The organism is Croceifilum oryzae, assembly GCF_030814315.1.
In the GTDB taxonomy this organism is placed as follows: domain Bacteria; phylum Bacillota; class Bacilli; order Thermoactinomycetales; family Thermoactinomycetaceae; genus Baia; species Baia oryzae.
Genome location: NZ_JAUSUV010000002.1, coordinates 142,288 through 166,971, shown reverse-complemented (window position 1 = coordinate 166,971; position 24,684 = coordinate 142,288). Strand labels below are relative to the sequence as shown.

At 41.7% G+C, this 24,684-nt stretch carries 21 protein-coding genes; 7 read left to right on the top strand and 14 right to left on the bottom strand.

Annotated features, from left to right (window positions below; all coding sequences use genetic code 11):
- Positions 1–147 precede the first annotated feature (147 nt).
- Positions 148–633 (bottom strand): hypothetical protein, encoded by a 486-nt coding sequence (locus J2Z48_RS02530; protein WP_307250714.1) that lies wholly within the window; start codon positions 631–633, stop codon positions 148–150.
- Positions 634–750: 117 nt separating this feature from the next.
- Here J2Z48_RS02530 and J2Z48_RS02525 point away from each other — a divergent pair, with 117 nt between their 5' ends.
- Positions 751–1,164 carry a DUF1885 family protein gene (locus J2Z48_RS02525; protein ID WP_307250711.1) on the top strand — a complete coding sequence of 138 codons (414 nt, stop codon included), beginning with the start codon at positions 751–753 and terminating at the stop codon, positions 1,162–1,164.
- Positions 1,165–1,215: 51 nt separating this feature from the next.
- Here J2Z48_RS02525 and J2Z48_RS02520 read toward each other — a convergent pair whose 3' ends face one another.
- From J2Z48_RS02520 to J2Z48_RS02505, 4 genes are all read right to left on the bottom strand, one after another.
- Positions 1,216–1,761, bottom strand: a complete 546-nt coding sequence (locus tag J2Z48_RS02520) for a phosphatase PAP2 family protein (RefSeq protein WP_307250709.1) — start codon at positions 1,759–1,761, stop codon at positions 1,216–1,218.
- 93 nt (positions 1,762–1,854) lie between these two features.
- A complete protein-coding gene (locus J2Z48_RS02515; protein ID WP_307250708.1) occupies positions 1,855–2,964 on the bottom strand; it encodes a M23 family metallopeptidase in 1,110 nt (369 codons plus the stop codon).
- 94 nt (positions 2,965–3,058) lie between these two features.
- Positions 3,059–6,781, bottom strand: coding sequence for a dynamin family protein (locus J2Z48_RS02510; protein WP_307250706.1), 3,723 nt, complete (start codon positions 6,779–6,781; stop codon positions 3,059–3,061).
- Between the two features lie 136 nt (positions 6,782–6,917).
- Positions 6,918–7,349, bottom strand: a complete 432-nt coding sequence (locus J2Z48_RS02505) for a DnaA N-terminal domain-containing protein (RefSeq protein WP_307250704.1) — start codon at positions 7,347–7,349, stop codon at positions 6,918–6,920.
- A gap of 876 nt (positions 7,350–8,225) precedes the next feature.
- On the opposite strand from J2Z48_RS02505, the gene J2Z48_RS02500 reads away from it, so the two are divergent.
- On the top strand, positions 8,226–8,438 hold the full coding sequence (locus J2Z48_RS02500; protein WP_370872858.1) for a hypothetical protein: 213 nt from the start codon (positions 8,226–8,228) through the stop codon (positions 8,436–8,438).
- A gap of 45 nt (positions 8,439–8,483) precedes the next feature.
- Here the strand turns inward: J2Z48_RS02500 and J2Z48_RS02495 are convergent, their stop codons facing one another.
- The gene (locus J2Z48_RS02495) at positions 8,484–10,034 is read right to left on the bottom strand and encodes a sigma 54-interacting transcriptional regulator (protein WP_307250702.1); all 1,551 of its coding nucleotides are present in this window, start codon (positions 10,032–10,034) and stop codon (positions 8,484–8,486) included.
- 68 nt (positions 10,035–10,102) lie between these two features.
- Complete coding sequence (megL, locus tag J2Z48_RS02490; RefSeq protein ID WP_370872857.1) at positions 10,103–11,299, bottom strand: methionine gamma-lyase; 1,197 nt, start codon at positions 11,297–11,299, stop codon at positions 10,103–10,105.
- A gap of 217 nt (positions 11,300–11,516) precedes the next feature.
- On the opposite strand from megL, the gene J2Z48_RS02485 reads away from it, so the two are divergent.
- Entirely contained in the window at positions 11,517–12,158 is a 642-nt protein-coding gene (locus tag J2Z48_RS02485; RefSeq protein ID WP_307250698.1) for a lysoplasmalogenase, read from the top strand.
- A 115-nt stretch (positions 12,159–12,273) separates the two neighbouring features.
- Positions 12,274–13,425: a sulfate adenylyltransferase gene (sat, locus tag J2Z48_RS02480; protein ID WP_307250697.1), complete on the top strand. Its 1,152-nt coding sequence runs from the start codon at positions 12,274–12,276 to the stop codon at positions 13,423–13,425.
- Positions 13,426–13,555: 130 nt separating this feature from the next.
- On the opposite strand, the gene J2Z48_RS02475 is transcribed toward sat, so the two are convergent.
- From J2Z48_RS02475 to J2Z48_RS02455, 5 genes are all read right to left on the bottom strand, one after another.
- Complete coding sequence (locus tag J2Z48_RS02475; protein ID WP_307250695.1) at positions 13,556–14,464, bottom strand: ABC transporter permease; 909 nt, start codon at positions 14,462–14,464, stop codon at positions 13,556–13,558.
- Positions 14,465–14,467: 3 nt separating this feature from the next.
- Positions 14,468–15,481: an ABC transporter permease gene (locus J2Z48_RS02470; RefSeq protein ID WP_307250694.1), complete on the bottom strand. Its 1,014-nt coding sequence runs from the start codon at positions 15,479–15,481 to the stop codon at positions 14,468–14,470.
- 72 nt (positions 15,482–15,553) lie between these two features.
- Complete coding sequence (locus J2Z48_RS02465; protein WP_307250692.1) at positions 15,554–17,173, bottom strand: ABC transporter substrate-binding protein; 1,620 nt, start codon at positions 17,171–17,173, stop codon at positions 15,554–15,556.
- Between the two features lie 88 nt (positions 17,174–17,261).
- Complete coding sequence (locus J2Z48_RS02460) at positions 17,262–18,215, bottom strand: ABC transporter ATP-binding protein (RefSeq protein ID WP_307250690.1); 954 nt, start codon at positions 18,213–18,215, stop codon at positions 17,262–17,264.
- Positions 18,196–19,191, bottom strand: coding sequence for an ABC transporter ATP-binding protein (locus J2Z48_RS02455; RefSeq protein WP_307250688.1), 996 nt, complete (start codon positions 19,189–19,191; stop codon positions 18,196–18,198). The genes J2Z48_RS02460 and J2Z48_RS02455 overlap by 20 nt, the downstream gene beginning before the upstream one ends.
- A gap of 245 nt (positions 19,192–19,436) precedes the next feature.
- Here J2Z48_RS02455 and J2Z48_RS02450 point away from each other — a divergent pair, with 245 nt between their 5' ends.
- Positions 19,437–20,174: an endonuclease/exonuclease/phosphatase family protein gene (locus J2Z48_RS02450; protein ID WP_307250686.1), complete on the top strand. Its 738-nt coding sequence runs from the start codon at positions 19,437–19,439 to the stop codon at positions 20,172–20,174.
- Here J2Z48_RS02450 and J2Z48_RS02445 read toward each other — a convergent pair.
- Positions 20,171–21,382, bottom strand: coding sequence for a peptidoglycan DD-metalloendopeptidase family protein (locus J2Z48_RS02445; RefSeq protein ID WP_307250684.1), 1,212 nt, complete (start codon positions 21,380–21,382; stop codon positions 20,171–20,173). The two genes, J2Z48_RS02450 and J2Z48_RS02445, sit on opposite strands and share 4 nt — an antisense overlap.
- Positions 21,383–21,552: 170 nt before the next feature.
- On the opposite strand from J2Z48_RS02445, the gene J2Z48_RS02440 reads away from it, so the two are divergent.
- Both J2Z48_RS02440 and J2Z48_RS02435 read left to right on the top strand, forming a co-directional pair.
- Complete coding sequence (locus J2Z48_RS02440) at positions 21,553–21,738, top strand: H-type small acid-soluble spore protein (protein ID WP_307250682.1); 186 nt, start codon at positions 21,553–21,555, stop codon at positions 21,736–21,738.
- A gap of 351 nt (positions 21,739–22,089) precedes the next feature.
- The gene (locus J2Z48_RS02435; RefSeq protein ID WP_307250680.1) at positions 22,090–23,361 is read left to right on the top strand and encodes a cation:dicarboxylate symporter family transporter; all 1,272 of its coding nucleotides are present in this window, start codon (positions 22,090–22,092) and stop codon (positions 23,359–23,361) included.
- Positions 23,362–23,452: 91 nt separating this feature from the next.
- Here J2Z48_RS02435 and J2Z48_RS02430 read toward each other — a convergent pair whose 3' ends face one another.
- Complete coding sequence (locus J2Z48_RS02430; protein WP_307250678.1) at positions 23,453–24,424, bottom strand: NAD(P)-dependent alcohol dehydrogenase; 972 nt, start codon at positions 24,422–24,424, stop codon at positions 23,453–23,455.
- Between the last annotated feature and the right edge of the window lie 260 nt (positions 24,425–24,684).

Below are 24,684 nucleotides of genomic sequence, written 5' to 3'. Positions count from 1 at the left end.
TAAACGTATTTAATGTGTACTTATACTATATTATGACATACTAATTACGTCAATAAAGGAAATATAATTCCGCTATTCCAACATGAATGTAAGAAAAAGACCATAAAAAATGCCCCATACGGGACAAATGAGAGCTATTTAAATAGGTTATACTAAATCATCATCATCAAAAAAATCGGGTTCCTCTATATCAGGCTGATAATACGCGACCATTCTATTTTCAAATGAGGAACAAATCTCCGTAAATAAAGTGATGTCCTCATCATGAATTTGACTTAATGGGTTTGATTCGACGACAAAGATACCATATACGTTCTGACCCAGATAGAGAGGGATACAGATTAGGATGCGATTCAAATTTCGCTCTCTATATAACCCTCCTCGAACCGCGGTAATACTTAGCGGACCCTCTCCGAACTTTTGAACGCGAGGTAAACCAATAGACCCCGATTCATGACGACGGATGAACTCTGGATATTCGGTTAGATAAACAGCAACTCCCTGATAATCCTCGACTCTTCTTTGAATGTGACTACATACTTTTTGAAACATAAGAGGAAGATCCTTACGATGCTTATCAATCAAATCTCCTACTTCTAATCGTATCTCATCTAATAAATCTGCCTTATCCACGTATGATCCCCCTTCATTTCTCTTCTTATATTCTATACGAATCATTTGGAAAATTCGAATTCAACATGCTACTATGAAGTAGATACACCCTGGCAAAACGTGAGAGGAGCAGAATTCGTGAAAAAAAGTACTTATATACGTTTAGTAAATGGATCTACTCAACCTGATATTTCTCTCGACGAGGTGCAATCCCTGCTTGACCTGTATGTGGCTCGAATGAAAAAGACAGGCGAACAGCTGGATTGGGATTATGCTTCTGCTGCTTTTCCCTATGAGCCTATCGTTCGAGAAGAAAATGGAATCTCTTATCTAACCCTTACTCCCACTGATCCAGAGTTATACCACGGATTTTGGCTAGGAGTGGGAAAAGAGGATGATAGCACTCCTTTTATTCAAATCGTCCTTCCTAAGTCAGCTACCCATGGGGATGTAGGGAAGGCCAATGAATATGCTAAGTTTCTAGCAAAAGAATTAAAGGGTCAACTATCTTTATTCAATCAGAGTGTACTTCATAACGAATTTAAAAAATAATCCCGTAAACGAAGGAATCTCCTAGCCGTCAGAGGCAGGAGATTCCTTCGTTCAAAAAGGTAGTGTCTCGACAAATGCATACGCCGTCAAGCTACCGATCACAGAGCCTATTAAGACATCCGTGGGATAGTGAAGAGCTAGATAAATCCTTGAATATCCTACCATGATTGCAATGGGAATAAATAAATAGGTCAGCGTAGCATCATATAAGCAAAATGTCATTGCAACAGAAAAAGCAGCGGTAGTGTGCCCAGATGGAAACGAATAGTCGGTAAGTGAATTCGGAAACGAATGCAAGTGCTCATGCTTCAGATGCGGACGTATGCGGGGAAGTAGCCATTTTAGGATTTGAACGATTAGGTGACTTACGCCGAGTGCTAGCAAACCCGTAAGTGCCCACATTTCCGTATCTTCCTCTGAACAAATATACCATGCTACTAAAAATCCAATTGTAGCGGTCGCACCTCCGAGATGCGTAAAACGTGGTAATAATAAGTCCAGCACTCTGCATTTCCAATGACGATTTACATAAGCAATCAGTGCTTCATCTGATCTTGCTACCCATGTTGCAAGACGGCTCATATTCCCCACTTCCATATAGATCCCCCCTACTCCTATCATAGAAAGCCATTTTTAACCAAAGATAAACGGGGTGTTAATGTTTTATCATTAACACCCCGTTTATCTCATTTAACGATATTGTCCAAACATCCGAAATAAGATTTTATACTTTTCTTCTAGGGTTGGGTACTGTTTCCAAAACCATTCTCCATATAAGAAAAGATCCAAATGAAGGTGAATTCCTTCGTTATTTCCTTTAGCACCATCGCTGGTCCCCGAATTCCCTACATTCCCGATATAGTCTCCTGCCTTGATCTTATCCCCCACACGGAGCTTAGGTTCGGTTTGAGACAGATGGATATAGCGAGCCAGTAAGCCATTCGAGTGCTGAATCCATACTGTTCTACCACGTACACGATCCAATAGATCCTGAGGAGTTTGTCCATTATTTGTCGTGGCCTCTGCTAATATTTTTTCACGCTCTGGGGTACTCATCTCTTTGTAATCGTGATCAACACGAACAATGACACCTTCTGCAAGTGAATGTACTGGTGTATTCTTCGTAACCGGTACCCCAATTGTAGGCGTATAGAAGTCGACTCCTTCATGAATCCCATTGCGATATGTTCGAGGTGCTCCTGGGAGTGATGAATCACTTTTTTTCATCTTAGATCCTTTGATCGGAGTCTGAACAAATGAAAGATACTCAGCCATCTGATCCGCATTCATCTTTAAGATCTTCTCTTTATTTTGAGCATACGAGTTTGCATCACTTGAATCAGATGAAGGTTGGAATACTCCCTCTAAAAAAGATTCTGAGAGCCAGAAATCTTTTGCCTCCCACCGCATATCCCCACCAGTAAGCGGATGATAGATTCCGTTACGCATATAGACAGGGACATTCCGAACCAATTGATAAAAATCTTGGTTCACTGTCAATTCAACTACTCCGTCTACTTCTTTACTTTTTGCTTGAACCAACTTCGATTGAACAAGGTTGGTTAATGGATAATACATGATTCCACTGATCTTTTTTGATGGTAGACTTTTCATCTGTTGTACGGCAGGAATCGATGTTCCCTCGTTTTTCTTTGACGAATCCCCTGACTCCGTAGACTTGGTAGTAGATGAGTTAGACCCTAAATCAAACTTACCTAACCAAGCATAGTTGCTCGTAGGGAGTAGTACGAGGATAATCGTCAATAAAACCGCTGCTACATAAATAGATGGCCTTTTCATCAATATCTCCTTTATTACTTGACACAAGATTTAATCACTATCATAGCATAGAGCATTTGCCTACTCTAGTGTCGAACGTGTAACATATTTGCGATCAAAAAACGTCATTCCACTGTTGGACAAACCCTTCTAAGGCCGCTTCTGCTTGTTGATAATGATCTAGGTCTACATTTTCCAAAAGCATCGATTGGAGTTCTTCGTAGTATTCAACACTTTGCTTACTCGCGATCGATTGTAGACGGTGAAACTCTCCTTGCCAAACTCGCTGAAAATGAGACCCACACTTCTCTTCCATCACTGTCATCTCTGGAGTGACGATTTCCTCTAATCGCTGTTTCATCGATTCCCTCATTTGAACTCGCTCTTTCTTCTCAAAGAAGGACTTGGCATTTCGATAAAGAGCCATCTGCTTCCGAAAATCCGATACACCCACCTTCTCCATAACCCCTGCCATTTCAGGCATTGTAAAAGAGGATGTAACCTCTGCACTCCACTGGAATCCGGCAGGATAAGCCAAAATTTTCTCGCCTATATCACGAATATGTTGCTCCAGACGAATACTCATCCATTTCTCAATGCGTAGCGTGGTAGCACGATATTCTTGTAGCAAGTCATGTTGCAAGAATTGAATTAATTCCAACAGACATGCTTGCAGTTGCCCCTTGATATCTCCTAAGTCTTCACGCAAAGAGCCTGGGTGAAAAATCGCCGGGAATTCGTCCTGAAAACGCAAGAACCAACGTTGCTGCACATAGTAAAAGAGTTCATGAATCTCTTGCTGTAATGCTTGTTGATCGGTTCCTGTCTCGTAGTCAGCGATCAACTGCTGAACCTGTATCAATTCTTTCGCCAATTCGATCTGGTGATTTTGCTTTTCTTCGATCCCTATTTGAGTCGTTTGGATGATTTGTTTGGTCATTTGGAGCGCTCTTCTTACATCCTGATGAATGCTGTATAAAGACAGATTCATCAAATCATGATGAACAAACTGTGCAAATGCTTGTTCAAACGGGGCAAATCCAGAGTCCCTTAGAAACGCATGTGCTGGTAACTCACCTTGCCTACTCGACTTCTCCATCAATCCCCATAAACTAGAAACGGCAAACATTCGCGGCTCACGAATCCCAAATTTTAATAGCTGATGTTGCAAATACGTTTGGACTTCTGTCAGTTCATCCTCCGACCTTGCCAAATCAGCGGCATTGGTGATAAAAAACATCTTATCCATAGCAAAGGAGTCTTTTACCCGTCCTAGTTGAATCAAAAACTCCTGATCCGCTTTGGAAAAGGCATGATTATAGTACGTAACAAATAAAATCACATCGGCATTCCGGATATAATCAAACGCAACTCCTGTATGACGTGAATGAACCGAATCTGCCCCAGGTGTATCGACCAATGTAATCCCTTGTCTCGTAAGTGGACAGTCATAATAGAGGTTCGCATACTCGATAAAACAAGATTTCTTTTCATTTGCCACATACTCTTCCATCTGCTCTAACGAGATTTGAATCTCACTCCCTTGATGGAGTGTAAACCATTCGATTCCCTCTTGCAGCGCTTGTAAAAATGGAAGCACCGTCTTTTGTCCAGGAGTCATATTCTTCATCTCTAGTAGCGAAGGAATCTTTTGGATCGCTTGCTCGAGATGCGATGCCTCTTTGTGAAACAAACGATAGATTGCCGTCAGTTCCTCTAGTAGAGTTTCAGCCGACTTTACTTTAAGTAGAACCTGACCATGCGCATTTCGATCATCAGGAGGACAGATTTGATTAATTGTTGCCGTCATGGGCCTGGGGGAGACAGGAAGAATTTCAGCTCCAATCAAAGCATTAGCAAAAGAAGATTTGCCCGCACTAAAAGCACCAAATAAAGCAACAGTAAACTGTTTCTTTGTAGCACGTTTCCGCTTATTCTGGATTTCAGCTACAACTGTTTGTACTCCACGAATCTCTTGCAAAGACGCTTCTATTTCGTTTACATGTTGCAAAAACAACCGATTTCGTTCACTGCTATTTGGAAACGAAATCGGATTGGGAGTGATGAGTACTTCTTCGCACACCTCATTTTGTACAGGCTTTGCTTCTTTAACAATGGAAGGTACGTCTTCTTTCATTAGCTTTTGCCATAACGGGTCAGTAGAAGAAGGTACATGTGACGTTCCTTGTTTTCGATCCTCTTCTATCCATGAAAGATCAAGGGACTCCTCCAAGTTAGGCTCTAGCCATCGTTTTGTAAGTAGCTCTCTCTCTCCAGTAAGTTCTAGGTCGATTTGCTCGAGAGTCTCATTCGCCTTCACTACTCGTTGCAAGAAGCTCGCTTCTTCGTTTATTTGATCCTGCTCTGCACGAATCTGTTGCTTCAATCTGGGGCTAATCAATTCATTCTGCCAACGAAGAGCCTGATTTCGAATCAAACGTTTTATGTAATTGGCTACATCTTCTGTATAAACCAAAACCGCATTACCTGTTAGCCCAGTTCCAGCCTTATAAGCATCTTCTAACAGCGACTGCTTTAACTCAAGCTTCTCTGACATCACTTGCTGGCCCATCTGCTCATCAAACAAACCATGTTGCTTACAAAACTGAATGATGTAGTTACGTATATGTAATTCTAACTGTGTATGCACAGTCTCCTGCAATTTCGTCAAAAATATCTCCATGCGGCGTTGTTTCTCTAGATGAGTCTTCCCAGCTGAAAATAAGAAACCGACCTTAAAATTAGGTTGTAGCGACTCGAGATAGTCTCTACCTAATTCTCGCACTTCGGAAGGCATAAGATATGCATTTTTACAGATCTCATCTACACCTTTGATAAAAGATAATTCTACTTCTTCCAACCGGTAGGACAACTCGGATTGCCTATCACAATTCAGTTGAACCTGCACTTCTACTTCGTCATCCGAAATTCCACTATCTTCGATGATCTGTCTCCACGAGCTACGTTCTTCCTGCTTCTCATCCGCTAGATGGCCTAGATACTGCTCTATCAAGTAGTTTGCTTCTGCCTCTACTACCTGTATGCCCAGCTCTGCACGATGCTCAATCCATTTATGTAAATCCATTTTTAATGAATCTAACTCATTATGTTCATGCCCGAGATCACGTAAGGAGGTATAATAGATGCCCTCTACTTGCAGGTCCCAGTTGTCAAACGTTTGTTTTACATTCTGTTGATAGTTTGTAAAAGATAGCTCTTGATCACGATGTTTATCAATCTGATTAATCACGATATAGATCTTCTTATTTCGTTCCGCCAACCCTTTTAAAAACTGCAAGTTTCCTTCAGATTGCACGTGATTATAATCCATCATAAACAAAATCAAATCTGCCATATGTAAAGTTGATTCCGTCGCGATTCGGTGGGCATCATCCGTAGAATCCACTCCCGGTGTATCCAGAAGAGAGACTCCTTTTGGCAACGAGATTGATTCCTTCGAAACCTCTACCGCCACGATATCTTCCCCGTTTTTACATAGCTCTCGTAAGTCTTCATCCATATACGAACCAGCAAACGTGTACCTTTCACCACTCGTTAATACGAGAGTGACTTGATTCTCCCCGTGCCGAATCTCCACCACATTGGCACTCGTCGGAATCGGGCTTGTGGGTAAAATCTGCTCTCCAAATAATTCATTCATCATGGAAGACTTTCCCGCAGAAAAATGACCGCAAAAAGCGATGCTAAATTCTTGATGAAACACTTTACGCATCAAATCTTGTAGCTTATTTGCATAATCCATTTGATTCTTTTCTTTCATCCGTCGAGATACATATTCTAATTGGTGTAATAAGATCTCATGTTGTTTTTTTATCATCAATCCCCAGGCTCCTAGCAAGCAATTCTTTTTTTCTCTATCTTAAAACAACTCACGTTTTAGTCCAATAAAAAAAGAGGGACAGTCCCCTCATTCAAGTATGTATAATTCCAAGAGATTGCATACGTACCATAACCTATGACGTTTTTTCTCGTTGTATCAGAAATAAAATCATATCTAATTTCTCTTCCATTTCACGTAACCGTGTATAAATTGATTTTTGAGACTGTGTTTCTAACTGGATATCGTGGTTGGCAATTGCTAGAGGAATATCTTCTATTAATATGCTTCGAATCTCGACATAGCGTATCTCTTCTACTACTTCTACCAATGCATCTGTAATTAGATGAAAATATCGATTTTTTAACCATTCTGCCGCAAAGGCACTCGATGTTTCTAACACAAAGGTGTTCCCTTCGACAGTGGGATGAATGCTACAAAACCATGCTTGATAGCTGGGTTGACTCACTTTTTCTTTAATGATCGTGAGAGCTTCCGCCCATATTACTCGAGCATCTAGCGAGGTTTGTAAATCTGTCATAGATACAACTGTCTGCTTCATCATCATCCACCTTTCACATTCCCCAATAGCAGTTTACCACTTTTGGTAAATAATTGAACAGCAGTAATTTGGTATAATGTGAAAAAATTTGCCGAAAGGAAAAAATACATAGGAGAAACCCTTGTAATTACTGGATTTACTTTGACAAATTTCTTTAAATAAAATGTTACACTTCAGTATCACCCCTATTTTTTCAGAATACACAGACCACCTATAAATATTATATTTTTCCTAAAATTTTCCTTCATCTATCTTCCACAAGTTTCCGGTTTCATCGCCATCTCCTCAGGGAAAAGCCGAGATAACTACTTTCCTATACATAGATGAGTAGGTTCAAGCTCTATCAATTGTCCTTAGGGGGAACCAATCATGCATGAACGACATGTAGATCAAGAAGCGATCCATTATGTACAAAATCTCGTAACAAACAATAAATTGGACCATGAATTGCCGATCATTGGAGAAGGTCTAAGCGGAAAAGTATACGGACTTGAAGATTATGCAATCAAGGTATACAAAGACGACTACAGCGAAAAAGATGACGCATACATGTTGCATCACCTTCAAGATCACTCTTCATTCCCAACACTCCACTATCACGAAAACAAATTTATGATCGTGGATCGTGTGGAAGGGAGCACCCTTGCGGAAAGTATGAAAGCTGGTGAGAAGTTATCACGTCACCAATTTGCGCAAATGGAAGAAATCGTAACGGATCTATATGATCACGGGATCGTTGCCCAAGACCTACATCTTAACAACATGATGATTGACAAAGACGGCAAGATTAAAGTAATCGATGTGGGTCGATTCTTCCACACTGATTATCCTGAGCTATATCAAGATATTTTGGAAGATCACTTGAACCTTACTCAATACCATATGGGCTTTTTCTCTTCCATTAAAGACAAATTAAAAAAGAAGAAGTACTACGGCTCTTCTTCCCATCGTCGCTATCGGAAACATTCTTCCTCTGACTACCGACATCATCGTCACTATAGTTCATCCTCTTCACATCGTAAACGTCACTATTATGGGTCCTCTTCTTCCCATCGTCGCAGACATCATAAACGGAAAAGCTTCTTTAGCTCGTAACATGAATTAGCCTCCCAGAATCGAAAACGAATCTGGGAGGCTTTCTTATAAATGATATTTTTTTATCTTATTGAGTAAGGCTGTATGGCTCATCCGCAATTGTCTAGCAGCTTGACGAATGCTCTTATGCTGTTCCAATGTACTTTTAATGATTCTTCTCTCCGTCTGCTCTAAATGAGGCTTTAATCCGACCATCTCGATCATCTCACTTCTCCCCAACCCATTTCGGCTAGGCGAGATCAAAACTTGGTGAATTTCGGTCTCGTGATCCGGGCACAAGTAGACACTACGTTCCATTACATTTTGTAGCTCTCTCACATTCCCTGGCCAGTCGTGAAGATACAGCTGTTGGCGAGCATACTCTGACAGATGCAATACAGGTCGTCGCACCAATTCGCATGTTTTTTGCAAAAAATGATTCGCAAGTAGGGAAATTTCATATTCTCTCTCCCGCAACGGAGGGATCTCAATCGGAATCACATGCAACCGGTAATACAAATCCTCACGAAACTTCCCCTGCTTCACCCATTCGCCTAATTTTCGATTAGTTGCCGTGATCAAGCGAAATTGTAATGGGATGACTTTATTACTCCCAATTCTTCGAATCGATTTTTCTTCTAAAACGCGCAGTAGTTTCGATTGCAAGTGAAGAGGAATCTCGCCCACCTCATCTAAAAACAAAGTACCGTTACAAGCCGTTTCAAACAGCCCTGCTTTTCCTTCTTTAGATGCACCTGTAAAAGAGCCTGCTTCATATCCAAATAACTCACTTTCGAGCAATTGCTCCGGAATAGCGGCACAGTTAATCGGGACAAAGGGACCATTTGCCCGTAGACTTTCATAATGAATGGCCCGGGCAAACAGCTCTTTTCCCGTTCCACTCTCTCCAGATAAAAAGATCGTCACATCGCTTTTCGCTATACATCTTGCCGTCTGAATACAGTTCTTCATTCCTTCACTCTCATGGATAATCTCTTCGAAATGCGTCATTCCCGAACGCTGTACAGATTGGATCCATTCATTTACTTGTTGCAGATCCCGAAATACCACTACCCATCCTTGTGAATCATCATATTTTTCCGACATACAAATCGGGTAAAAGTCCGAAACGACGCGAATCACTTCTGTTTCGTTGATATATAGGGTCAGAGGAGATGTTTCTTTTTGCATCAATCGCTCGCAGTCTTCCTTCTTCATCCCCCATAAAGTCGGTAATTCCATTCCTTTGTACCTTTTTTCATCTGTTTGTAATAGAGTCTCCGCTGCTCGATTCATCGTGTTCACTCGCAGATTCGAATCGACGAGGATAACCCCATTACTAATCGTCGCCAATGTTGTTTTCAATTCATTGGCATGTAATTCGGAAGGGAGAAAAGGGATCAGATTTACCCTTCTCACTCCTGAAGTTTGCGCAATATGGTAACACAATTGATCTTGCACCTCAGATGGAAGCAAATGAGTCTTCAGATAGATAAAATGAGGCCTCACTTCCATCTTGACGATATCCAGTTGAAACGATAAAAATGACTCCATGACATCATGGGTAATCCCCACACGATCTTCGGTCTCAATCTGAAAAGTCAGCATCATCTGCATAGGAGATCATCCTTTGAGTCGAATTTATCACCATTGTAACAAAATTTGACTCTATTTCGCATGACCATCTATCTTTCCATCGCTTGACGAAGATCTTCCATAATATCTTCTACCTCTTCTATTCCTACCGAGAGCCGAACCAGTCCATCGCTAATCCCCATCTTCCATCTTTCTTCTTGAGGTACACCCGAGTGAGTCATCGATGCCGGATGTTGAATCAACGTATCTACATCACCCAAGCTAACCGCAAGCCTGCACAGATTCAATTGGTTTAGCATCTGAACAGCCGCCTCATATCCACCTGTTAATTCAAAAGCGATTACGCCGCCAAAGCCTTTCATCTGCTTCTTAGCCAGTTCATGCTGCGGAAAGCTTCGTAGACCAGGATAATAGACTCGATTGACTGAAGGGTGAGATTCTAAAAACTGTGCGACCAACTGAGCACTACGATTATGTTGCTCCATTCGAAGCGCTAGCGTTTTTAGTCCTCGGAGCAATAAGAAAGCATCCATAGGAGCGAGAATTCCTCCTAGATCTTTTTGAGTTGTCATCTGGATTTGTTGCATAATGCCATATGATCCTGCGATCACACCTGCCACCACATCCCCATGACCGCCAATATATTTCGTTGCACTATGGATAACAATATCGCATCCATATTCAATGGGACGCTGTAGATACGGAGACAAAAATGTATTATCCACTGCTGTATAGATCCCATTTTCCTTGGCAACTTTTGATACCATTGCTAAATCGATTAATTCCATAGTCGGGTTGGCTGGAGTCTCTAGGTAGATCAACGTTGTATTCGGACGGATTGCGAGGCGAACCGCTTCCTCATCCCTCATCTCGATCAGTGAGACCTCAACTTGATAGCGTTCTTCCATCAGCTTTAATAAGCCAAATGTACAGCCATACAGACTACGAGAGCAGAGAATGTGGTCTCCAGATTTCACCATCCCCAGCAAAACAGCCGAAATCGCCGCCATTCCAGAACCAAATGCTAATGCCGCATCCGCCCCTTCTAATAAAGCAATCTTCTGTTCTAGTAACTGTACAGTTGGATTTCCTAAACGAGTATAAACAAATCCTTCTTCCAAGCCAGCAAAGCGCTTTGCCCCCTGCTCCACATCTTCAAAAACAAACGTTGAAGTTTGATAAATCGGAGGTACTAAGGAGCCCATCCCACCTGCTACTTTCATCCCGTCACCATGAATCGCTTGTGTAGCAAATCCCCATTCTTTTGGCATTTCTTTCGTTACCATTTCACCCATTGTTATTCCCCTTCCATCGTTGAACTTTTTCTACATAGAATGATGCAAGATTCGTGCCAAAGGGAAAAACGTAGATAACCACGAATAATGTAAGTACAAGTGGTTTTATTCATTTCCAATGGTAAGAAAAGATGCCAGTTTCACATTCTCTCATGTTAATGAACAAAATCAACACATCAAAAAATTGAACATAAGATGGTGAATAGACATGACACAGCTTTTGTTAAGTTTAGGCTCTTTTATTGCCGTGATATATCTCATTGCGATTTGGTTTCAACACGAGAAAATCCACCAAATGTTAAAAGCGGTACCTATTCTTTGTTGGAGCCTTGTAGTCGGAATGACGTTAGCTGACGGAGGGCCTTTTGGGTACTACCTATTAGCAGGACTCCTACTTTCTGCTTTGGGCGATCTATTTTTACTTAACCATGACAAGCATTTTCTAAAAGGATTAGCTAGCTTTTTTATTGCTCATATCGTATATGTAGTTGGATTTCTCTCCATTTCAACGGATCAAACATCCCTTCTTTGTCTTGGGATCTTACTATTAGTCGCACTTCTTTATATGGCTTTTCTTCGTCGTATTATGATGGTGGAGCATTCATCGGTTGCATTTGTGCTGGCTGTTTGTGCTTATATCCTCATGATTACGGCGATGGTTTATACGGCTTGGCTTACATCTCAGTATTGGCTCATAGCAGGTTCTCTGCTCTTCTATTTATCTGATTTTACATTGAGTTGGAATAAGTTTGTCCGTCCGTTTAAGAGGGCAGATGTCGTGATTATGGTTACTTATTATGGCGCGCAGGTTTGTTTAGTTATTGGATATCTCTGTTATATTCAAAGGTAATGGTTCTTAGCAAAAATTACCATCGATTAATACTCAAAAAGATTCTCCTTCTACTCTTTTAATCTCATTTCTAGTAGCCAACAGCTCTGCTTCTAATAGATTAGGAGGTAAATGTATGATCCAACCACATGGTGGTACATTGGTATCGCGAGAATTATCTAATGCTGATATAGAACATTGGCTCAAAAAGAGAGAACGATACCCTGTCGTCACAATCTCAGATCGTACTTTCTCAGACCTCTATTGCATTGCCACAGGTGTCTTTTCCCCACTAACTGGATTTCTTACGGAAGCTGACTATCATAGCGTTCTTACAGATATGCGTTTATGTAATGGGCTTGTATGGTCGATTCCGATTACGTTATCTATCGAGCCTGAGCAAAGGGATGCCATCGCCTCATCGGATTACGTTTTTCTACAACGGAAAGATCAGTCAATCTTAGGGGTTGTGGAGGTAGAAAGTATCTATCAAGCGGATCAACAGAAGGAAGCACAGTCGATCTATCGCACAACTGATCCGAACCATCCTGGGGTTCGTAGTTTATTGCAACAAAGCTCTCTTTACTTAGGCGGCTCGATATGGCTATGGAGGCGCCCTCAACTAGATCCTTTTACAAACTATCATCTCACTCCTTCCTATACACGAAACTATTTTCAAGAGCAACAGTGGAACACAATCGTGGGATTTCAAACTCGTAATCCTGTTCATCGTGCCCATGAATATATTCAAAAAGTGGCCCTTGAAACAGTTGATGCTCTATTCCTTCATCCACTCGTTGGGGAAACAAAAGCAGACGACATCCCAGCAGAGGTACGAATGAAAAGTTACGAGACCATTCTCGAACACTACTATCCTACAGAACGTGTGCTTCTCGGTGTCTTCCCAGCCGCTATGCGCTATGCGGGTCCACGAGAAGCGATCTTCCATGCGATAGCGAGGAAAAACTATGGCTGTACTCATTTTATCGTTGGGCGGGACCACGCTGGGGTGGGAAACTATTATGGAACCTATGATTCACAACATATCTTTAAAGAGATATCATCTGACGATCTAGGAATAAAGCCCCTATTTTTTGAACATAGTTTCTACTGTCGACGTTGTATGGGGATGGCTTCTTATAAGACATGTCCCCACTCAGATGAAGATCATGTGATCTTATCAGGTACCAAAGTACGGCAGATGTTAACTGCAGGAGAAGTCCCTCCTCCAGAGTTTTCCCGACCTGAAGTCATTCGTGTTTTAATCGATGGGTTAGCAAAAGGATAACCATGAAAAATAGTTAAATTTGTCTGTCTCGGAGCATGTATCTGACCCTACTCCACGACAAAAAAGAACAACCCTGACTACTCCTCTGGGCTGTTCTTTTATCGTATTTTCTTGTAGATTGCAAATAGACTCACTGCTTCATCCTTGGATCAAATATATCACGTAAACCGTCACCTAATAAGTTAAAGCCAAGTACCGTCAATGCTACCGCTACTCCCGGGAAGATCATGGTCCATGGTGCCAGCTGTATATATTGCCGAGCATCTGCTAGCATCGTCCCCCACTCAGGTTCTGGAGGTTGAGCTCCTAATCCGAGGAAACCAAGAGCCGCTGCTTCGATCACGGCCGTAGCAAAGCCAAGTGTTCCTTGAACCATAATCGGTGTCCAACAGTTCGGAAGAATATGGTGAAATAAAATACGATGATTCTTCATTCCCATTGCCCTCGCGGCTAGAATATAATCCTCTGATTTTACACTTAACACTCTCGAGCGCATCAGACGACCAAATGTCGGAATATTGATAATCGCAATCGCTAAGAGGGCGTTACTTAAGCTCCGTCCTAACATCGCGACAATGGCAATTGCTAATAGAATACTCGGAAAGGCAAGGAGAATATCAAAAAAACGGGAGATAATCGTATCTCTCCACCCTCCATAAAATCCAGCAATCAAGCCGAGGAAACTTCCCACAACAATCGATCCCGAGATAGCAAAAAGTCCCACCCATAGCGAGATTCGGGTTCCATAAATCACACGAGTAAATAAATCTCGACCCATTTCATCCGTTCCAAACCAATGATCCACAGACGGAGCTTGCAGGAGTGCTTGGCTCCGGGCTGTATATTCGTAAGAAGTAATCAACGGAGCGAAAAGGGCAATCAGCAAAAACGATAGCACAATGACACTTCCAATCACCGCAGAGCGATGTTTTAGAAAAGCTCGTAAAAAGTCTCGAAAGGGTGATTCTACTACTTCTTTTTCTGGAGCAATCGGTGGCTCCGGCTTCGTAAATGGTACTGGCTGAGTATGTGCGCTCATCTTCTAATCCCCCTTCCCGTATTGGATCCGTGGGTCGACCCATGCATATAACAGATCTACAATTAAATTAATTACGACGAAAATAGTAGCCAAAATTAAAATTCCAGACTGAATAACGGGATAGTTCCGTGCATTAATCGCATCAAAAATATAACGACCTACTCCGGGCCAACTAAAAATAGTCTCTGTAAGTACTGCCCCACCTAGCAAAAGCCCTAATTGCAAACCGACAACGGTTAACACCGGAATAAAAGCATTCTTCAATGTATGCTTATACACGACCCAAAACTCTCCCAGCCCTTTTGCACGAGCGGTTCGGATATAATCAGAGCGCATTACTTCGAGCATGCTAGAACGGGTCATCCGTGCAATAATCGCCATTGGAATCGTCCCTAATGCTACAGCAGGCAAAATCAAATGTAGGATAGCGTCCTGAAAAGCGTACCAATTTCCCTGAATAATGGCATCAATACTATAAAAGTTAGTAATCGCATCAAATTCCATCCGTGGATCAAGTCGCCCATTAGAGGGTAATAAGTCAAGCTCTTGGGCAAAAAACCACTGCTCCATTAAGCCCAGCCAAAAAATCGGCATCGATACACCTATCAAAGCAATTAACATAGCCGTATAATCAAACCACGAATTTTGTTTCCAAGCAGAGAGGATCCCGAGGTTCACTCCGAAGAAAACAGCAATCAGCATCGCAACCACTGCTAACTCCGTTGTCGCAGCTAAAAATGGTTTTATCTCTTTAGCAATCTCTTGCTTCGTTATGAGGGATGTTCCCAAATCCCCCCGTAAGATATCTTTTACATAAGTAAAATATTGAATATATGCCGGCTTATCAAGCCCTAAGTTTTCACGAATCTCTTGTATCTGAGCTGGTGTCGCTTTATCACCTACGATCGTTCGTGCAGGATCACCCGGAATTGCATGAACCACTGAAAATGTGATAATCGACATGCCAATCAACACGGGGATAAGCATAATAAGTCGTCGGATTATGTATGAAATCATGAGCGGTTCCCCTCTCTTTTCTGTATAAAAAGTGACATTGCATATCATCGCAATGCCACTTTGTTATACTCACTATTTTCCCATGGATACGTTTAACAGTTTGTCAGATCCAGTTGGATGCGGAATCCATCCCGAAATTTCTGCACGGGCAGCTTCTGGAACAGTGGCATGAACCAATGGTACCCAAGGAGCATCTTTCTTAATGATTTCTTGTGCTTTTTGATATAAATCGGTCCGAGCTTTTTGATCTGTTGATTGTTGAGCCTTAATGAGGGTGTCATGCAAGGTATCATTTTTATAGAAAGCAACATTTCCTGCATCAGGAGTACGTGTATTATCTTTGTCTAGCAAGACATAAAGGAAGTTATCTGGATCTCCATTATCTCCCGTCCAACCATAGAGAGCCATTTGATGCTCCCCTTTTCCAACACGGTCTTTATAAGTTTGCCAGTCATACGTAACGATCTTAGCGGTAATACCGATTTTCTTTAAATCTTCTTGCATAAACTCCGCCACTTTTTTCCCGTTTGGCATATACGGGCGTGGTTCCGTCATTGCATAGAATTCCACTTCAAAGCCGTTTGGATAGCCTGCTTTCTCAAGGAGTGCCTTCGCTTTTTCTAAGTTGTACTCATAATCCTGAACCTCTTTGTTAAAGCCCCACACTACATCTGGCATTGGGTTCACAGCTGGCTTCGCATATCCTGCAAAGAAGCTCTCAATAATGCCCTTTTTATTTGTAGCAAGGTTGATCGCTTGACGTACCTCTGGTTTATCAAATGGCTTCTTCGTCGTATTAAGTGCCAAGTAGCCTACGTTCATCCCCGGACGCAACTTCAACTGCAATTTCTTATCCGCCTCTACTAGCTTCGCATCGTCTGGGTTCAAACCATCCATCATATCGATATCGCCCGATTTCAAAGCAGTAAAACGTGCAGCATTATCAGGAATTGATTTAAAGATGACTTTATCCATCTTAGGTAGGCCTTTTTCGTAATAGTCGGGATTTCGTGTAAGCGTAATGCTATCATTTTTCTTCCACTCAACAAACTTAAACGGCCCTGTCCCTACTGGTGACTGATTAAATTTGACACCCTCTGGGTCTTTTTTGATGGCTTCTGGGGAACCGATTCCAAAACTACTCATCGCTAAGTTATTGAGAAATGGACCCTGTGGCACAGCCAGTTCAAACTTGACTGTTTTCTCATCTACTGCCGTAACCGCTTTCATAACATGACCTTTATCTCCTTTGAAGCCACCAAACATATAACCGTAGTAAGGGAAATCTCCCTTATGGTATGGATTCTTTTTATCCATCCAACGCTCAAAGTTGAACACAACCGCTTCTGCATTAAACGGAGTTCCATCGTGGAACTTAACTCCCTGCTTCAAGGTAAATGTCCATGTCAATCCATCCGGTGTTTTTTCCCACTTCTCAGCAAGTCCTGGGACTACTTCCGTACTATCATCTTTGTAATCAACCAAGGTATCCAAAACCTGCTTCGTAACCTTTAACGATTCTCCATCCGTTTGTTGGCTCGGATCTAGACCAACCGAATCAGCGCCACGCCCATAAATCAGCGTTTTGGACTTACCACTTCCCGCATTCGGATCTTTCCCACCGCATGCTACCAAGAAAGAAGTAGCAAGCATTGTTACCGCAATAGAAAGAATGAGACCACGTTTTTTCATTCATAAACCTCCTTAGGATAGTGAAGATAGAGCATCATTCCAAATCTAGGACCGTCACCTCCTTGATGAAATGCAAACTCCTATGTATCTATAAATGGCATGCTGAAAAATGCCCTCCACCCTGATCAGTGAACTCCGGGCGAACTTCCCGACAAATATCCATCACATGTGGACAACGTGGATGAAAAGCACACCCTTTAGGTGGATTCGCCGGGCTTGGTACATCTCCAGATAAAATAATTCTTTGTTTCTGGGCATCCGGATCTGGTACAGGAACTGCAGAAAGCAGTGCTTGCGTATACGGATGAAGCGGCTTCTCATATAGTTCGTCCCGATCTGCCAACTCCACCAAGCGACCTAGATACATAACGCCTACCCGATCACTAATATGCTTTACCACACTCAAATCGTGGGCGATAAATAAGTATGTCAGTTCAAATTTTTCTTGCAAATCAGCCATTAAATTTAGCACTTGCGATTGAATCGACACATCTAGAGCAGATACAGGCTCATCCGCAACAATCAGCTTCGGCTTTGTGGACAATGCTCGCGCAATCCCGATTCTCTGCCGTTGTCCTCCGCTAAATTGGTGCGGATAGCGCATCGCATGAGATTGATTCAATCCCACTAGATGTAGAAGCTCATGAACTTGCTCCTTCCGCTCCTTGCTATTTCCCATCCCATGAACAATGAGTGGCTCTTCTAGGATATCGATTACCTTTTGTCGTGGATTTAAAGAAGCAAATGGATCTTGGAACACCATCTGCAAATCACGGCGTGCCTTCCGCATTTCTTCCTCATTCAAAGCGAGCAATGATTTTCCCTCAAACTCAATCTGTCCCGAGGTTGGCTCATGAAGGCGTAAAATCGCTCGTCCTGTTGTCGACTTTCCGCAACCACTCTCTCCAACCAAACCTAGCGTCTCACCTTTTTTGACATAAAAACTAACATCATCAACTGCCGTAATCTCACCCGTTTGTTTACCCAATAATCCTCCCCGAATGGGAAACGTCTTTCGCAGATTATGTACTTGTAGTAGCAACTTCCTTCACCTCCTGATGCAAAAAGCAACGACTTAGATGACCTTCTTCCACAGCAAGTAGCTCAGGAGAGCTCACACGGCAAATATCCATCACATACTCACAACGCGGAGCAAATCGACATCCACTCGGCATCTGATGTGGATTGGGTACCTGACCTGGAATGGAGTAGAGACGCTCCCTCTTATCCTCTAACTTCGGAATCGAATTCATCAAACCCTGTGTATATGGATGTTTGGGATTACGAAACAATCGAAAACGATCTGTCTGTTCCACGATTTGCCCCGCATACATCACTACAATTCGATCGCACATCTCTGCGACCACTCCTAAATCATGTGTGATGAACAGAATAGACGTACCAAACTCTTTGTTTAAGTTCTTCATCAAATCAAGGATTTGCGCTTGAATGGTAACATCTAAAGCAGTCGTCGGCTCATCCGCAATCAGTAGCTTCGGATTTAACATCATCGCCATCGCAATCATCACCCGCTGGCGCATTCCTCCAGATAGTTGATGGGGATAGTCATCCAAAATTCCTTCCCGACTAATCCCTACTTGTCGCAACATCTCTAGAGCCTGCTTGCGCGCTTCTGACTTATTCACTTTTCGATGGATGCGTACTACTTCTATTAACTGATTTCCAATTGTAAAGAGTGGATTTAAAGAAGTCATTGGTTCCTGAAAAATCATCGCTACCTGATCTCCACGGATCTTACGAAGCTCTTTCTGAGAAATCTTGGTGAGATCCACTCCCTCAAACTGGATCGATCCGGCCACAACTTTCCCTGGTGGCTGAGGAATCAAGCCCATGATTGCCAAGGATGTAACACTTTTCCCACATCCAGACTCTCCAACCAATCCGACTACTTCTCCTCTCCCTACTTCAAGGCTTACACCGTCAACCGCTTTTACGACCCCTTTGTCGGTAAAAAAATGTAATTGTAGTTCGGCAATCTCTAATACTGTCTGGGTCACTGGATCACCTCGTTTTATTCATAAAAACACCAAGCCAAAAAAAGTAAATATAGAGATAATAGATAAAAATATGTATATGACCAATATTAAAACCATATCTATTGTTCTATATATTATCACAATAACATTCTTATTTTCGACAATTTTTTTTTGAATTTCGGTTGATTTTGTATATAGGTAACCATAATAAACACAAGAGCTGTCTACATATTCCAGTTCTGACACTCTAGAGAGGCGATAGCCATTTGAAGTTACGTGTGATGACTTTTAATATCCATCATGGGAAAGGAACCGATCGCAGAGTTGATTTACAACGAATCGTCGAAATCATCGCGGCTCATCAGTGCGATGTAGTTGGTTTAAATGAGGTAGATTGCTATTTTTCAAAAAGAAGTCATTATGTGGATCAAATAGGATGGCTGGCAGAGGCACTCGGCATGAACCATGCTTTTGGACATGCTATTTCCTCACCAGCCAAAAAAAGAGTAGAGCGTAAACGATATGGAAATGCGATCTTATCACGTTATCCCATCACTTTCGAGCGAAATCATGTATTCCAATTTCCCTCTATCCTGATGGAAGATCGGTCCCTACTAGAATCTCATATCCAGCTTCCCACCCAAACGTTACATGTGTACAACTCTCATCTTAGCCTAAATCCATGGATTCATCGCAAGCAAGTTAACTACATTCTCCATCATTGTTCGGACCACTCATCGCCCACTATCATGATGGGAGATTGGAACATGAGACCGAAGTCAAAACCATGGAAAAAGATTGCATATCACTTTACAGATGTCTGTCAAGCAAACGATCCGACTATGCGATATGCAACCTTTCCTTCATCACGCCCTAGAACCCAATTAGATTACATCTTTGTCAGTCGTGATCTCTCTGTTCAAAGTGCAGAAGTGGTCCAAAGCAATACCTTTGCTTCAGACCATCTTCCTTTACTCACAACACTATTCCTACAGAGTCACTAGTTACATGTAGGAGCAACTGCGCTCGTAGATCCTGTCCATACATAGGCATCGCTAACCCACTGTCCGTTGCCTATTCGATCCCATATATTCGTGGTCTTCGATCTCCCTGTATAAGTTGTACCTGTGGCTGTGCATGCGATGGTGACAATCTCTCCATCATTCTTCGTTCCCACTATCGGATAGTTACTACCCGGTCCAGATCTCACATTCAACGTACCACTCCCCATGACATCCACAATCCCTTGATTGGGGGCAAGTGCTCCGTAGTTATACAATCCTTGACCTGGGTAACGAACTGTACTTCCATGCATCGCATACCCTTCATAGGCATTGCTACCCGCCCAGAATACCCAGCCACCCATCTCTCTACCATTGATCGATACATACGCATTATTGTAGCGGAGTGCAAAGTGTACATGTCTTCCTGAAGCATATCCCCCACACGATACATCAGTGCCCGTATACCCGAGGAATGTACCCGCATCCACCCAAGCCCCATTCGGCTGGATATTGCTCCACAAATGATAGTAATCAGTAGCAAAACCGTTCGCATGAATAATTCGAATCCAACCAAGTCCATTCCCACACATGGCATAGGCATTACCTGAACCAGCTGCTAAAACTTGTTGATTCCCCCCAGCTAAATCAAGGGAGCTATAAGGTGTATTTTGTCCACTATACCCATGCGGTCCACCCGTTAACGTCCAAGTAGCTCCAACAGCAAAAGGCAACCTCAATTGATCTTGATCTGCCATAACCTTTACATCGCTACTACGATTCGCAAACACCTTCTTCTCATTGCTGTTCACGATCGTACTAGGGGCATCCTGCATCCAATTTTGGAATGATTCACTCCCCTCTAGAGCTACCTGCCATTCCTCCCCTTCCATCTTCGCAACATAGAGCCAGCCTTCTGGATACGCATCTTTTTCCTTTGGTGCCTGAATCACTGCTGTACCAAAAACCCACTTCTTATCTGGATCCTTTCTCTGCACATTTACCTGCATACGACTCTTCACATCCGCGACCGAGACAGAAGCCTTTTTTTGCTGAGTCATCTCTTTCGTAACCGCCTCTGTCAATTTCGAGAGATCGTCCTCACTTATTTTAGACGTCGTGACATTCTCCCAAACAGGAACGCCCACAGTCGGCATTAAAACTAACAATAACGCAAGCCCTATGAACCAACACATCCACTTCTTCCTCATAATACCTTCCCCCTAACTAATTAATCTTATTAATTTTAAAATTCATTATATTGCTTATATTAGTAAATGTTGTTGTTTTTGACTCGTCCATTTTTATTTACTTTAAACCCGCATGTAAATAAATGGATAAGAACATACTACAAATACCATTTAAAGGGAGGCAACATATATTGGATATACAAAGAGCAAAGGAAATTATCGCATCTTCTGAGACCATACATGTGAACTACAATGGCAATTCGATCTGGATTGATCAGGTAAATGAGGATGGCGTTACCGCTACCGTTCATTTACAAGGAGAACATCAACACAAACAACAAGTTAAACTTTCTGATCTAAACGAACGTAATCATTAGATTGATTCTATTAGAAAGGGAGCTGTCCATAACAGGGCGTTCCCTCCTCTGTTCTAAAAACCTAAATAAAAAACTGATTTTATAATTATAATTAATTTCTATATATTTAATGAAGTTAGATAAGTAAACCCCAGATGAAAAAATCGATCCATAAACTAATATTTATTCACAATATAGTATATCAATCATCGATAATATAAATATAAAATGTTTTCTCGCATGTTCTCAAATAAAAACATTGAATATACATGTAAAGTTTAATATGATTATTTAGTGCAACTCGCCCATAATTAAATAAATTTCCATAGGATGTACTCTTTTCTTTACTAAATAACTATTGAGGTGATAAATATGAAAAAATTTGGCCTAGCTTGGCAAATTTTATTTGGGCTGGTTGTAGGTATAGCAGTAGGTGCCATTTTCTATGGGAACCCTGCGATCGAGACCTATCTAAAGCCGCTTGGTGACGTCTTTATTCGATTGATTAAAATGATCGTAATTCCAATTGTCATTTCAAGTATCGTAGTAGGTGTCGCTGGTGTTGGCGATACGAAAAAGCTTGGAAAACTAGGTGGTAAAACCATTCTCTATTTTGAGATCATCACCACTATCGCTCTCGTACTTGGGTTGTTGTTTGCAAATATCTTCCAACCTGGTGCAGGCATTAAAATGGACGTTCTCCAAAAAACAGATATTCAAAAATATGTAGATACAACCCATCAAGTAGGAAGTCACGGGTTTGCAGATACATTTGTTAATATCGTTCCAAGTAACCTGTTCGAATCCTTAGCAAAAGGTGATATGCTCGCTATTATCTTCTTCTCTGTTATGTTTGGACTTGGTGTTGCCGCGATTGGAGAGAAAGGAAAGCCAGTTCTAACCTTCTTCCACGGTGTCTCGGAAGCTATGTTCTCCATGACTAATCAGATTATGAAGTTTGCTCCGCTGGGTGTATTTGCACTGATTGGTGTAACCGTTTCTAAATTTGGGATTCAGTCCCTCATTCCACTTAGTAAGCTCATTATCTTGGTATATGTCGCAATGATCTTCTTCATTGTCATTGTACTTGGAATCATGGCACGTATCGTAGGAATTAACATTTTCCATCTCTTCCGTGTCTTAAAAGACGAAATCTTACTTGCTTATTCTACGGCAAGTTCTGAAACCGTTTTACCAAAGCTAATTGAGAAGATGCAGAAGCTAGGATGCTCAAAGGCAATTACATCCTTTGTCATTCCAACCGGTTACTCATTCAACCTAGATGGCTCTACTCTTTATCAAGCCATCGCGGCACTATTTATCGCTCAATTGTACGGAATTCATATGCCGATTAGTGCTCAAATTACACTTCTTCTCACACTCATGGTAACTTCGAAAGGAATCGCTGGAGTACCAGGTGTATCCTTCGTTGTATTGCTAGCTACTCTGGGTGCAGTCGGAATCCCAGCTGAAGGACTAGCTTTCATCGCAGGGGTAGACAGAATCATGGATATGGCCAGAACGGTTGTAAACGTATTCGGTAACTCCCTAGCCGCCATTGTGATGTCGAAGTGGGAAAAAGAATATGATAAAGATAAAGAAACAGCGTACTTAAAAGAATTAAATATTATTCCTTCGAAGTAATTGATATTTTCTTCTCTACAAAATAAGACGCCGTTTACCCAGTCGGGTAAACGGCGTCTTTGTTGATTTATATTAATGAGCAATACACCTATCACTCATCCATCGTAATAATCACTTTTCCTTGAGCATGTCCTTCTTCCAAATATGCAATCGCTTCTGGAAGCCTGCTTAGCGGATAGCTCCGATCGATCACAGGTACAACTTCTCCTGCCTCCAAATAATAGCTCATTTCCATCAAGTCTTTTTTATTAGGCTTCACTAGCAAATTTCCCATCTGCTTCCCAGACATTGATATAAATGGACCTGCTAACATAGCCTGAAACATCTGGACCTCCGTTCCTCCGATCATAACGTATACGCCATGTGGATTGAGAACTCTCTTATAAGCTGAAATCGGATGATACCCATTTACAGCCAGAATCAAATCGTAACATTGTCCCATTTTTGTAAAGTCATCGCATGTATAATCAATTACATGGTCTGCACCCAAAGAGCTCACCAATTCTACATTTCGAGTACTACATACAGCCGTTACCTCTGCTCCAAACCGTTTCGCGATTTGCACAGCAAACGTTCCCACACCTCCAGAAGCACCATTAATTAAAACCTTCTGTCCAGCTTTAATCTTTCCTTTATCACGGAGACCCTGTAGAGCTGTAACCCCCGCCGTAGGAACCGCTGCCGCTTCTTCAAACGATATACTAGCTGGTTTTATTGCAAGTTTACTCTCAGGAACACACACATACTCCGCAAACGCTCCAAAACCACAGCGTGATAAATCTCCAAATACCTCATCACCAAGCTTTAAACCCTTTACCTGACTCCCCACACTCTCAACCGTTCCTGCAATATCCATCCCCAGTATCTTATATTTGGGCTTTATTAGTCCAATCCCCAAGCGGATGATAAAAGGCTTCGCCCTTAAAAGATGCCAATCCCCCGCATTTACAGAAGCTGCACGAACCTTTACTAGTACCTCGTTCTCCTTCGGTGTTGGCTTGTCTACTTCTTCTAGTTGAAGAACATCCGGTGGACCGTACTTTGTACATATCATGGCTTTCATATGAGTTCCTCCTGTCATGCTAGAGAGAGTTATATAACAATATGATTATTCCTAGTGGGTTTTAGATAGAATACAGACTTAAAAAACAGTATTAAACTTGCATTTCTCTTGAGCGAAAAGTACAATGTAAAAATTTTCCCTCTATTAAAATTTGTAATAATAGAATAAAATTAGAAAAAGATGAAGACAGCATTTATTACATAAAAATTAAAAAACCTAAAATGAGGTGTTTATCATCACAAAGGAATTAACTCAATACT